Origin of the sequence: Psychrobacter sp. UBA5136 (assembly GCF_002414005.1) — a bacterium.
Lineage (GTDB): Bacteria > Pseudomonadota > Gammaproteobacteria > Pseudomonadales > Moraxellaceae > Psychrobacter.
Genome location: NZ_DHYG01000025.1, coordinates 1 through 12,736, shown reverse-complemented (window position 1 = coordinate 12,736; position 12,736 = coordinate 1). Strand labels below are relative to the sequence as shown.

Below are 12,736 nucleotides of genomic sequence, written 5' to 3'. Positions count from 1 at the left end.
CTTAATAATGACGGTAAAACCCTTTTAATACCGCAAAAAAACGTTATCAAACGGGCGTCTGCGTTGTTTTTTGGTGAAAAAAAGCCTGCATAGCGCAGGCTTAGTATTACTTTAAGAATGTATCTTTAAAAACTTATGAGCCACATGCTTGGCTTAACGCTCAACTTGGCTCACATCACGTACCGCACCGGTATCGGCGCTGGTGGTCATCGCTGCATAAGCACGTAGGGCAGGAGTGACATGGCGCTCACGGCTAACAGGCTTCCATGCATCACGTCCCCGCGCCTCCATTTCTTCGCGGCGGGCGGCAAGCTCTGCATCGCTGACCTGCATATTAATGGTACGGTTCGGGATATCAATATGAATGGTATCGCCCTCTTGTACTAAACCAATAGCGCCGCCTTCAGCAGCTTCAGGGCTGGCATGACCGATGGACAAGCCTGATGTGCCCCCAGAGAAGCGGCCGTCTGTGAGCAGTGCGCACGCTTTACCCAAGCCTTTTGACTTAAGATAAGTGGTTGGATAAAGCATCTCTTGCATGCCAGGGCCGCCCTTTGGTCCTTCATAGCGGATGATAACCACATCGCCTGCGACAATTTGGTCATCAAGCACAGCGGCCACGGCAGCATCTTGTGATTCAAAAATACGCGCGCGTCCGGTAAAGACTAGGATACTTTCATCGACGCCCGCGGTTTTGACCACGCAGCCGCGCTCAGCAATGTTGCCGTACAGTACCGCAAGGCCACCGTCTTGTGAGTAAGCATGCTTTGCACTACGAATACAGCCTGACTCGCGATTGACGTCAAGGTTTGACCATTCTTTTGATTGCGAGAACGCTTGCGTGGTCCGCACGCCACCAGGCGCTGCGATATAGCGAGCCCGCGCTTCCGTATTATCAGGATTCATTATATCCCATTTATCGATGGCTTCTTTCATGCTCGCGCTATGAATAGTCGGTACATCGGTGCTAAGTAAGTCAGCACGGTCGAGCTCGGCAAGCAGTGCCATCACGCCGCCTGCACGGTGGACGTCTTCCATATGGTATTTCTGTGTAGCTGGAGCAACTTTCGATAGGCAAGGCACGCGGCGGCTTAAGCGGTCAATATCGGCCATTTTAAAATCAACTTCCGCTTCATTAGCTGCAGCCAGTAGATGCAAAATGGTGTTGGTTGAGCCGCCCATCGCAATATCTAAGCTCATTGCATTTTCAAACGCAGCTTTGGTGGCGATGGAGCGGGGTAATACGGAGTCATCATCTTGCTCGTAGCGGCGCTTGGCTAACGAAACAATCGTGCGACCTGCTTCTAAGAACAACTCGCGGCGTAACGAATGGGTTGCTAGTAGCGAGCCGTTACCCGGCAATGATAAGCCAAGAGCTTCAGTCAAACAGTTCATCGAGTTGGCGGTAAACATCCCAGAGCATGAGCCGCAAGTTGGGCAGGCTGAGCTTTCAATGGCTAACACGTCTTCATCGCTAATGCTGTCATCAGCAGCATCCATCATCGCATCGACCAAGTCGAGCTTACGAATGGCATTGCCTTTACTGTCGGTCGCATGGACGTCGCTACCACCATCGTTGTTATGGCTGTGAGCAACGGTGCTAGCGATAACCTTGCCCGCTTCCATAGGGCCGCCTGAGACGAAGACAACGGGGATGTTTAGGCGCATGGCTGCCATGAGCATACCGGGGGTGATTTTATCGCAGTTAGAAATACAAACTAGCGCATCGGCGCAATGCGCATTGACCATGTATTCGACCGAATCCGCAATCAAATCACGGCTTGGCAGGGAATACAACATCCCACTATGACCCATAGCAATACCATCATCGACCGCAATGGTATTAAACTCTTTTGCCACGCCGCCCGCTTTTTCAATCTCACGCGCAACCAATTGCCCCAAATCTTTTAGATGCACATGGCCCGGCACAAACTGCGTAAAGGAGTTGGCAATCGCAATAATCGGTTTGCCAAAGTCGCCATCCGTCATGCCGGTTGCACGCCATAGGGCACGTGCGCCTGCCATATTACGACCGCCAGTAGAAGTTTTTGAGCGATAATCCATGTGATATTCCTTACAAATAAGCGAGATTTATGAACGTGTGCAGCATCCGCTGTCATACTGATAGTGTGCTTTTTATGCCAAGTGAGTACTAGTGAATAATACTAAGTCATTACCATACCATTAGATATGAGTAACTAAAAATCATTAACCAAGAATCATGAAAACTTGAGGGTCAATATTTAAGCAAGACGCTCTAAAATAGCGCTCTCAAACCAAGGCAGCTCGCTTTTATCAGCTTCTAGTTTAGCAATGACCGCCAAAGCATGGGCTGCTGGCAAGCATTGATAGTCAGCGCTAGCAGCAATCGTCAGTATTTGTTTCTCGTTTTCAGCTTGTTCATCAATACTGATAAGTGTTTGTTTGGTATTCTTATAAAGCACATCAATACGGCCAAAAAACTGCCAGTCTTTAAACGCTGCAATGAGCGCATCCGCCTCATCTTTGGTATAAATTTGCTGGGTGTCTTTGCCAGTATTGGTCCAATGCAAACGTACCGCCAATTGCAGCGCTTCGCTAAATACTACCAGTGAGCCAATTACTTTTACATGCCAAGGGTTGGTTATCAGCGCCTTATCAATACCAATAAGTTTTGCTGCCTCATCCGCCGTCATTGGGGTATTAAACTGCGCAAGTAGAGCAGGTGTTAATGGGTAAGTCTCTTTAATGCTGTCATCCAAACTGTCGTAATGATATAAAAATGGCAGCGGCATATCTTGCGTGATGGTTTTTTTACTGATTTTACAATTATGGATACGCCAACTGATCGCCTTATCGGTCAATGCTTCCGCTAAGATAATGGCATTTGGCTCAATGGGTGACGGGACGCTATCTCCGAGCGTTTCATTAACCACAGTGTTATTCATAGCGTCATAAGTTGGCTCTCTATGAGCCTCAGTATTGTTTGATAATTGAGTTGGCAAGGCAGTCAAATCCATAAACCTAGGGTGATTAAAATAGAGGATTAATATAACATTTAAAGCGCATGGCTCGCCAATAAATTAATCGTGACGCTTATAGATTGCTTTATAGTTGAGTTAAGATTACGTAGTTGAAGTAAGACTGCAATTGGCTGGGTAATTTATCGCCACTTGTACTTAGCCAATATTTCGTCCACTATATTTGCTGAGATTGTTACCCTTATCCTTTAATACCGTTAAACCATTACTGATAACCGATTATTAATAACTGATTAAGGAATAAAAATGAGTCAAGACAAACAAACCAAATACGATGACAATAATATTTTTGCCAAAATGCTTAACGGGGACATTCCTTATCATAAGGTTTTTGAAGACGACAAAACCCTTGCCTTTATGGATATCATGCCGCAAGCAAAAGGTCATGTTCTCGTCATTCCTAAACAAAAAACTTGTGATTTAGAAGATTTGGAACCCGAATATGCAGCAGCTGTCCTCATGACTGCCAAAAAAGTCATGCAAGCGCAGCGCCAAGTATTTGAGCGAGAAGGCATTATTCAGATGCAGTTAAATGGCTCAGAAGCAGGACAAACCGTTTTTCATTATCATCTTCATCTCATTCCCTCTAATATCCATGAGCTTGGCAAACATGCTGTCGAAATGGCCGATCAAAAGGAGTTGGCAGAGCAAGCCAAGCAGTTAGCGGCGCTGATTGATGCTTAAAGTAACCATTAAAATTGAGTTTTTTTAATGAAGGAAGAAGTAATAATTCATTTTTCTTATAGTAATAAAAAAGGCAGCTAACAAGTTGCCTTTTTTGTTTTTAGGTAATGGTGGTGTAACAAGCGTTAAAGTAATGTTACGTCTTAAACAAGATTCTAGGGTTTGCGCCATTAATGTGATAAAAATCAGTCATCTTATTATTTACATGCCTTTTATTACGCTATTTTTTATTGGCATGCTTTGAAAACTTGTTGGCATTTTTCTCACTATTATGAGACTCCCTTTATGAAGCACCACTCATCCAAATCCACTATTCTGCTGCCGGTATTTGTACCCGCAGCGGTCATTATGCTGCTGTTGGTTATCGGCACTGCTGTCAATCCTGCCGCTGCTGGCGCATTGTTTAGCACTGTGCTGGCTTTTATTACCGAGACTTTCGGTTGGTTTTATATGTTGGCAGTCGCCATCTTTCTTGTATTTATTGTTGCCTTGGCATTTTCGTCTTACGGCAGTATTAAGCTAGGTCCTGACCATGCAGAAGCTGAGTATAAATTTCTTGAATGGTTTGCGATGCTATTTTCAGCCGGCTATGGAATTGCCCTGCTATTTTACGGGGTCGCTGAGCCAGTCACTCATTTTGCCAGTCCACCATTATCAGAGCCGCAGACGATTGCCGCTGCAAAAGAAGCCATGCAAATTGCTTATTTTCACTGGGGCTTTCATATATGGGCCATCTATGGCGTCGTAGGTTTATCGCTGGCGTATTTTTCCTTTCGCCACGGTTTGCCGCTGTCGGTACGCTCGACGCTATATCCAATCATCGGTGACAAAATCCATGGCCCCATCGGCCATACCGTTGATGTGTTTGCCATTGTGGGCACAATGTTTGGTATCGCCACCAGTTTGGGCCTATCGGTGGCGCAGATTAACGCGGGTTTAAATTATTTATTGCCCGAGATGATACCGGTTAGTACGACGGTTCAAGTGATTGTCATTGCCTTGGTCACCGCGGCGGCGTTGGTGTCAGTGCTGGCGGGTATGGATAAAGGCGTAAAACGGCTGTCTATTTTAAATATGGTTTTAGCCACGGCCTTGATGCTTTTTGTGTTCGTGGTAGGGCCGACGATATTTATCTTAAATGCTTTTATGGAAAATACCGGCAGCTATCTGGGCAATATCGTTGAGCGTACCTTTAGCTTACAGGCTTATCAATCGAGTGATTGGATTGGCAGCTGGACGCTGTTTATCTTTGCATGGACGATTGCATGGGCGCCTTTCGTTGGTTTGTTTATTGCCAAAATCAGCCGCGGTCGTACCATTCGTGAGTTTGTACTGGGCGTGATGCTCGTACCAACCATATTTACCTTCTTTTGGTTTTCGGTATTTGGCGATACCGCGCTGCATATGATTATGGTCGAGGGTTATGAGGCGCTGATTACTGAGGTGCAAAATGACCAAGCGATTGCTTTATTTAAATTATTAGAGCGCTTGCCATTTACCCAAATCGTCTCCTCATTGACCGTATTATTGATTATTACCTTTTTTGTGACCTCATCGGATTCAGGCTCGCTGGTTATTGATTCGCTTGCCGCGGGCGGCCGAAGCGATACGCCTTGGTGGCAGCGCACGTTTTGGGTAGTGACCGAAGGGGCGGTTGCGGCAGCCTTGCTTATCGCAGGTGGTCTGACTGCCTTGCAAACAGCGGCCATTGTCAGTGCCTTACCGTTTGCCATTATTATTTTAGCTTCGATATTTGGTATGTGGCGTGCGCTGCGGATTGAGGGCCATCGCAATGAGAGTTTGGCCAATGACAATCACCTGCCGCCGCACCTGTTAAAACTGGACGCTTGGCGTGACCGTATTGATTATATGACTCAGCAGCCAACGCGCGAAAAAGTACTGGGTTATATCAAAGGCACCGTTTTATCGTCTATGCAAGAAGTGGCAGAAAAGTTTAGTGAGACGGGCTGGTTGCCAGAAGTAAACTATGATGAGCTAAATGAGCGCGTCGTGCTTGAGTTAAGAAGTGGCGGCGACAATGTTGAATTTTGGTACGAAGTGCGCTTATCAGAAAACGAGCTACCTGACTACTATACCGAAGATATGGCGGAAAAACTGCCGCAAGAACACCATTACCGTGCTGAGGTTTACTTACGCCGCGGCGGTCAAACCTATGATTTATATGGTTATCAGTCGGCTTCGGTCATCAATGACATTATCGATCAGTTTGAAAAATACCTGCACTTTGTCAATGTCTCGCCCGATATCCTGCCATGGCGTATGCAAGCACACGATGACGATATTACGTTGGAGCAGGGCAGTGTGTTTGATAAATAAACCAATCAGCATTTAATAGAAAGTAGAAAAAGGCAGCTAAGACGTTGCCTTTTTTTGACAATAAGCGTTTTTGGCAGTAATCGAAGTTGTTTGTGTATCGGTGTTGTTTGTTTAGCGGTGACGTTTTTATCAGTGTAGATAAATCTGCGTCTTGCCGATGTTTGTGTTATTTAAAAAATTCGTTTGAAAAAATAAATGCTATATAGCAATGTGATATATCTATCTAAAGTTATGATTTTATTGAGAAATTTTTATGAGTAAATTATCGCGTTCCACCATTTTACTACCAGTATTTATACCAACTGCGGTCATCATGTTACTGCTGGTGGTTGGAACCTCTATCAACCCAGAGGCGGCTGGCGCGTTATTTGGCGAAGTATTGAGCTTTACCACTCAAAAGTTTGGCTGGTTTTATATGCTGGCGACCGCATCGTTTTTGTTGTTTGTGGTGGCTATTGCCTTCTCGCCTTATGGCAATATTAAGCTAGGTCCTGACCATGCGGAGCCTGAATATAAGTTTTTAGAATGGTTTGCCATGCTGTTTTCGGCAGGCTATGGCATTGCTCTGCTATTTTACGGCGTCGCTGAGCCAGTTATACACTTTGCCACCCCGCCGTTATCCGAGCCGCAAACGATTGCAGCGGCAAAAGAGGCGATGCAGATTGCTTATTTTCACTGGGGTTTTCATATTTGGGCCATTAATGCGGTGGTCGCTTTAACATTGGCTTACTTTGCTTTTCGTCACGGTTTGCCGCTGTCCATGCGCTCGACGTTATATCCGCTAATCGGCGACAAAATCTATGGCCCCATCGGTCATGCCGTCGATGTATTTGCTATTTTGGGGACTTTGTTTGGTTTGGCTACCAGCTTAGGTATTTCTGTATCGCAAATCAATGCCGGATTGAATTATTTATTACCCAATATCATTCCCGTAAATAGTAACGTTCAAGTGATTGCGATTGTATTGATAACGGGCGCTGCATTGATATCAGTACTGGCTGGCATGGACAAAGGCGTAAAGCGGTTATCTATTTTAAATATGGGCATCGCCACAGCGCTGATGTTGTTCGTATTTATCGTTGGCCCGACGGTGTTTATTCTCAATGCTTTTATGGAAAATACGGGCAGTTATCTCGGTAATATCATTGAACGCACCTTTAGCTTACAAGCGTATCAAGCAAGCGATTGGATTGGTAACTGGACCTTGTTTATCTTTGCGTGGACGATTTCTTGGGCGCCTTTTGTGGGACTGTTTATTGCTAAAATCAGCCGTGGCCGCACCATTCGTGAATTCATCATGGGGGTGATGCTCGTACCGACGATTTTTACTTTTTTCTGGTTTGCGGTCTTTGGCGACACCGCTCTGCACATGATTATGGTTGATGGTTATCAATCATTGATTGGCGATGTGCAAGACAACCAAGCGATTGCTTTATTTAAATTATTGGAAAACCTACCTTTGACGCAAATCGTGTCGTCGCTGGCGGTATTGCTGATTATTACTTTTTTTGTGACGTCATCGGATTCCGGCTCACTGGTTATTGACTCGCTCGCCGCGGGTGGCCGTAGCGATACGCCATGGTGGCAGCGCTCGTTTTGGGTAGTGACAGAAGGGGCGGTCGCATCGGCACTATTATTGGCAGGGGGGCTGACCGCCTTGCAAACAGCAGCTATTGTCAGTGCCTTACCATTTGCGATTATCATGATGCTAGCCATGTTTGGTATGTGGCGGGCGCTGCGTATTGAGGGTCATCGCAATGAAAGTTTGGCCAATGACAATCATTTGCCGCCGCATCTGCTAAAACTAGACGCTTGGCGTGACCGTATTGATTATATGACCCAGCAGCCAACGCGCGAGAAAGTGCTTGGTTATATCAAAGGTACGGTCTTAGCGTCCATGCATGAAGTGGCCGAAAAGTTTAGTGAGACGGGCTGGTTGCCTGAAGTGAACTATGATGAAGTGAATGAGCGCGTGGTGTTTGAATTGCGCGGCGGTGAGAATGTTGAGTTTTGGTACGAAGTGCGCTTATCAGCGTACGAGCTTCCTGAGTATTATACTGAAGAGATGGCAAATCAACTGCCACAAGCGCACCACTATCGGGCGGAGGTTTACTTGCGCCGCGGCGGTCAAACTTATGATTTATATGGCTATCAGCCAGAGTCCGTCATTAACGACATTGTTGATCAGTTTGAAAGATATCTGCACTTTATCAATGTCTCGCCCAATATTTTACCGTGGCGTATGCAAGCTCACGATGACGATATCACCTTAGAGCAGGGCAGTGTATTTGATAAATAATTGCTTTACTATTGGCGATTGCTGCGTAAATGATTAACTGAATAACTTGCAATATGCGTACGAATCCTTAGAATAACGGCTTGTTTTCCTTGACTTATTGCAATTAACAACAAGCCGTCATTTATGTCTATTGATTCTCCAGTGTTACCTTCGTCGTCGCAAGTATCTGACCATCCTTTATTGCAGCCCTTGGTGATTGGCGGCTTGACGATTGAAAACCGTCTGATGGTCGCACCAATGGCAGGCGTCACCGACAATCCTTTTCGCCGATTGTGTAAGTCGTTTGGCGCAGGGCACGCGGTCAGTGAGATGATCATCGCTGACACCGCCCTTTATGCACGCAAAAAATCGCTCTACCGTGCCAATTTTGATAACGAAATAGCGCCTATTTCTGCCCAAATAGCAGGTGCAGAGCCTGATAAGTTGGCAGAAGCCGCCCGCTATCAGATTGATAATGGCGCACAAATCATTGATATCAACATGGGCTGCCCTGCCAAAAAAGTCTGCCGTAAGCTGGCAGGGTCTGCGCTGCTGCAAGATGAAGATTTGGTGGCGCGTCTCCTCGATGCCGCGGTGGGAGCCGTCGATGCGCCTGTGACGTTAAAAACGCGCTTGGGGTTTGAGAATGGCCGTGAGAATATTTTGCGCGTGGCCAAGCGCGCTGAGCAGGCGGGTATTGCGGCGATTGCCATTCACGGCCGAACGCGCGAGGATATGTATACCGGCGAGGCGCGTTACGAGCTAATCCGTGAGGTAAAAGAAAGCATCAGTATTCCCGTGATTGCCAATGGTGATATCGATAGTGCGCAAAAAGCCCAGCGTGTCTATGAGCTAACGGGCTGTGATGCGGTGATGATAGGGCGGGCGGCGCAAGGGCAGCCGTGGATATTTCGTGATATTGAGAATTTTTTGCGTTCAGGAGACATGCTTGCGCCGCCAAGCGTTGGTGAGATAAAAGAGATTGTGTTGGCGCACTTGCAAGAGCTGTATGAATTTTATGGCGAATATTCAGGCTGCCGAATCGCGCGCAAGCACATTGCTTGGTATACCACGGGCATTCCCAATTCCAACGCCTTTCGCCAAGCGATGTATGGTGAAGAGAGCACCGCTGGGCAGTTTCGTGTGGTTGAAGACTTTTTGCACGCTCATGAATAACGCCCAAAAACTGCCAGTCTAAGCACTAAGTTTGCTAATAAACCTTTGACTGCCAATATTCACCAAATTAAAGGCATATTACGGCTTATTTGTTGACTTTAATCCACCGATATTTGCTATGCTTTAAGCAATTATTAGTGGGAATAACATTTATAAAAAGGATTCTTTATGGCCAATCCCTCAAAGAAAGCGATCAGCAAAGTGGTCAAAGATAAGCACATTGTTATCACGGGCGCATCAAGCGGTATTGGCGAGCGTACGGCGTTTCTACTCAGCGAATGCGGCGCTCATGTTATCTTATTAGCGCGTACCGAAGACAAACTAAAAGCCGTTAAAGAGAGTATCGAGGCACTTGGCGGCAAGGCCAGTTATTATCCATGTGATTTGACCAATATGGATGCTATTGAAAGTGTCAGCACGCAAATTTTGGCAGATTTTGGTCATGTTGATGTCTTGGTCAATAACGCGGGTCGCTCGATTCGTCGCTCGGTTCACGAGTCGATCGACCGCTTCCATGATTTTGAGCGTACCATGGATATCAATTACTTTGGCGCCGTGAAAATCGTTCTTGGCTTTTTACCCACGATGATTGAACGCCAGTCTGGTCAAATTGTGAATATCTCATCGATTGGCGTACTGGCGAACAGTCCACGTTTTGCCGCCTATGTCGCCTCAAAATCGGCATTGGACGCTTTTAGCCGTTGCCTCGCCGCTGAAGTAAAAGGTGACAATATTACAATCACCAATATTTTTATGCCATTGGTACGCACGCCGATGATTGAGCCAACCAAGCTGTATCGTTACATGCCTGCGCTGATGCCGGATGAGGCGGCGATGATGGTTGCTAAAGCAATTGTCCATAAACCGAACAGTATTGCCAGTAATATGGGTAAATTTGCCTCAGCGACTTATTCGCTAGCACCAGCTATTAACGTTGGTATTCAATCAATGGGTTACCGTATTTTCCCAAGCACCCGCGCTGGCCTGACGAGTGATAAAAAACCAAACATTGCTCAGCGTGCCTTTGCTAGAATTCTACCGGGTGAGCATCATTAGGATAGAGTTTTAATTGATTAGATAGAGGAAAAGGGTACTTAGTATCCTTTTTTTCGTTATAGGTCTGTTTATAGCAATGATAATGGTTCCCTAGTGAGGACTCGAATATTAAGCTATAGGTTAATGGGATCAGGGGTTTTGGTTACTTTGTTCATTGTGGTGTACTTCACAGTGTACATATTGAGATGCTTAATGTGATTTGATCATCTCACTCTAGAGTAGAGAGTAGGTAATTGATTAACCAAAATAGCGAAAGGCTTAAAATATGAAAAAATTTATACCTCATTTAAATGCTGATATTATCCCATTAAAAAGTGCCGCAGGCATTGATATTGGATTAAGCTTTGATGAGTTTCTTAAACATGCACCACATAAGCTGGTTGATAATAAGGAATATAACAAGCCATCAAATACTAAAGGCTTATGGTATGTCATACATCACAAAGGTACTAATAGCTTAGGAAAAGAGTTTGATGCTTATGCCTGTCGCTGGAATAATGATGTTGTTTTACAGTTTGATGGAAAACCTACAAAAATTCTTTACGGAATCATAGTTTCAGACAATTATAAAGGTTCGCTATTCAATGAATTGAGAATTAATGACAGATTAGACAAATTATCTAGTCAGTACGATTTAGGATTTTATGCGGATGGTCATTTTTTAATAGATAAAGAAGATGCAGATATTTATGTACCAATTGAAATTGGTACAGATTATTTAGCCAGCTATGAAGATGTGCCTAATCAAATTATTCGATTATTTTATGTGACAATGCCATTAGAAGAACAAGAAAGACACGGTATAACTTGGAATTAATTACACACCTTAATCGGACGGGCAATTTCAATGCCTAAAACTTTCTGACGATTGAACTGATTTTGTAATAACTCTAGTTCGGTGCGCTATACAAGCATCGAGCATCTTCTAACAATTATGAAGGTAGTAAAATGAATTCTGAAAACCGAAATATCGATGTTAATGCTACTCTTCGTTTGCTTAGCTCACTTAAGTCTTCTGTGTATGACAGAGACCGAGATAAAGCATTAGCTATGATTAATAATATTACCAATCAATTAACTGATGAACCTCATAGTGAGCGTTGTGAGCGTTGTAATTCAGTACTTGAACACCCTCATACTGGGTGGTGTATATATTGTTGGGAGAAACTTACAAGGATTAAGTAATAATTGATGCTGATTCCTCAGCTAGTTCCAATAATGTATGCTTTTCCATGTCATTACAAAGGTAAGTGTGCCACCAATAATGATTACTATACTGAAAATGATACATATTTTTTAAGAAGCTTAGGCATTGAACTATCTGTACTAGATGCAAAGCAGGTATTCTGAGCTTATTTTTTCGATAATAGCAGTCTTGTTCTTCAAGGTTTTTTCTGTACAAATAACACAAAAGAGTAGATCAGGACATAAGACAAACACAAGCACTGAACCTAGAGATTTAATGATAAATTTCCTATTAACACAACCTGCGATACAAAAAAACAGCTCCTAATTAGGAGCTGTTTTTTGTCAGATAACACGATTAAAATTACGTCAACTAACGGCGGTTTTGAACATACACCACTTTAGATGCATGCTTATGGTTTTGAGCCACGAATTTCTTATTTGCAACTTTCTTAACGACCACTTTCTGAGGGGCCTTATGTTGCTGTCCATGGGAGACTTTATGTTTTACAAAATGCGGTGCAGGTGCGGCACTTGCTTGACCAATCATCGCAAAACAAGCAGTAGCAGCTAGAATAGAACTCATCATTATTTTTTTCATTATCATTTCCTTCCAAATGCTTATCAAGCATGAATTATTAATTAAGATGTATCGCTTACCATCAGACAAAATGTCTTGATGTAGCCTTACTCTGTCGACAAAGGAAATGATAACGGATTATGGCTTTGCGAAGCTTTATGAAACTTGACGAAAGGTTACAACTGTTACTAACTGCTCTAATCTTCTTTAGAAGTAGGATGTTCTTGTATTTTGGCTAGTACTGGTAACGCTCACTAGAGGGTATAAAACTCTATCAATACCAATTTTTTTGGAAAAGCATAGCCTTGAGCCATGCTGTCGATTTTATAGTTATTAAGTTCATATCTAAAACAAGTAGTGCGATGCGCTATACAGGCATCGAACTATAGTCAATCCCATCTAAAAGTGTTATAAAGTAAT

The 12,736-nt window shown here is 44.2% G+C and carries 9 protein-coding genes; 6 read left to right on the top strand and 3 right to left on the bottom strand.

Features of this window, described 5'->3' with window-relative positions; genetic code table 11:
- Positions 1-153 precede the first annotated feature (153 nt).
- Both ilvD and B4240_RS03130 read right to left on the bottom strand, forming a co-directional pair.
- Positions 154-2,064: a dihydroxy-acid dehydratase gene (gene ilvD / locus B4240_RS03135; protein WP_296236783.1), complete on the bottom strand. Its 1,911-nt coding sequence runs from the start codon at positions 2,062-2,064 to the stop codon at positions 154-156.
- A gap of 179 nt (positions 2,065-2,243) precedes the next feature.
- Positions 2,244-2,999 carry a hypothetical protein gene (locus tag B4240_RS03130; RefSeq protein WP_296236782.1) on the bottom strand — a complete coding sequence of 252 codons (756 nt, stop codon included), beginning with the start codon at positions 2,997-2,999 and terminating at the stop codon, positions 2,244-2,246.
- 267 nt (positions 3,000-3,266) lie between these two features.
- Between B4240_RS03130 and B4240_RS03125 the strand changes: the two genes are divergently transcribed.
- From B4240_RS03125 to B4240_RS03100, 6 genes are all read left to right on the top strand, one after another.
- Positions 3,267-3,704 carry an HIT family protein gene (locus tag B4240_RS03125; protein ID WP_296236781.1) on the top strand — a complete coding sequence of 146 codons (438 nt, stop codon included), beginning with the start codon at positions 3,267-3,269 and terminating at the stop codon, positions 3,702-3,704.
- A 285-nt stretch (positions 3,705-3,989) separates the two neighbouring features.
- Positions 3,990-6,041, top strand: a complete 2,052-nt coding sequence (locus tag B4240_RS03120) for a BCCT family transporter (RefSeq protein ID WP_296236780.1) — start codon at positions 3,990-3,992, stop codon at positions 6,039-6,041.
- Positions 6,042-6,294: 253 nt separating this feature from the next.
- A complete protein-coding gene (locus B4240_RS03115) occupies positions 6,295-8,340 on the top strand; it encodes a BCCT family transporter (protein ID WP_296236779.1) in 2,046 nt (681 codons plus the stop codon).
- Positions 8,341-8,463: 123 nt separating this feature from the next.
- Positions 8,464-9,495 carry a tRNA dihydrouridine synthase DusB gene (dusB, locus tag B4240_RS03110; RefSeq protein WP_296236778.1) on the top strand — a complete coding sequence of 344 codons (1,032 nt, stop codon included), beginning with the start codon at positions 8,464-8,466 and terminating at the stop codon, positions 9,493-9,495.
- Positions 9,496-9,663: 168 nt separating this feature from the next.
- Positions 9,664-10,551 (top strand): SDR family NAD(P)-dependent oxidoreductase, encoded by an 888-nt coding sequence (locus tag B4240_RS03105; RefSeq protein WP_296236777.1) that lies wholly within the window; start codon positions 9,664-9,666, stop codon positions 10,549-10,551.
- 265 nt (positions 10,552-10,816) lie between these two features.
- Positions 10,817-11,368, top strand: a complete 552-nt coding sequence (locus tag B4240_RS03100; RefSeq protein ID WP_296236776.1) for a hypothetical protein — start codon at positions 10,817-10,819, stop codon at positions 11,366-11,368.
- A gap of 741 nt (positions 11,369-12,109) precedes the next feature.
- Here the strand turns inward: B4240_RS03100 and B4240_RS03095 are convergent.
- The gene (locus B4240_RS03095) at positions 12,110-12,337 is read right to left on the bottom strand and encodes a hypothetical protein (protein ID WP_296236775.1); all 228 of its coding nucleotides are present in this window, start codon (positions 12,335-12,337) and stop codon (positions 12,110-12,112) included.
- Positions 12,338-12,736 lie beyond the last annotated feature (399 nt).

Bases quoted from the DNA above. Each gene is read 5' to 3' on its own strand.
- dusB (WP_296236778.1), top strand. From the start codon at position 8,464: ATGTCTATTGATTCTCCAGTGTTACCTTCGTCGTCGCAAGTATCTGAC.
- B4240_RS03125 (WP_296236781.1), top strand. From the start codon at position 3,267: ATGAGTCAAGACAAACAAACCAAATACGATGACAATAATATTTTTGCC.
- B4240_RS03130 (WP_296236782.1), bottom strand. From the start codon at position 2,999: ATGGATTTGACTGCCTTGCCAACTCAATTATCAAACAATACTGAGGCT.
- B4240_RS03100 (WP_296236776.1), top strand. From the start codon at position 10,817: ATGAAAAAATTTATACCTCATTTAAATGCTGATATTATCCCATTAAAA.
- B4240_RS03105 (WP_296236777.1), top strand. From the start codon at position 9,664: ATGGCCAATCCCTCAAAGAAAGCGATCAGCAAAGTGGTCAAAGATAAG.
- ilvD (WP_296236783.1), bottom strand. From the start codon at position 2,064: ATGGATTATCGCTCAAAAACTTCTACTGGCGGTCGTAATATGGCAGGC.
- B4240_RS03120 (WP_296236780.1), top strand. From the start codon at position 3,990: ATGAAGCACCACTCATCCAAATCCACTATTCTGCTGCCGGTATTTGTA.
- B4240_RS03115 (WP_296236779.1), top strand. From the start codon at position 6,295: ATGAGTAAATTATCGCGTTCCACCATTTTACTACCAGTATTTATACCA.
- B4240_RS03095 (WP_296236775.1), bottom strand. From the start codon at position 12,337: ATGAAAAAAATAATGATGAGTTCTATTCTAGCTGCTACTGCTTGTTTT.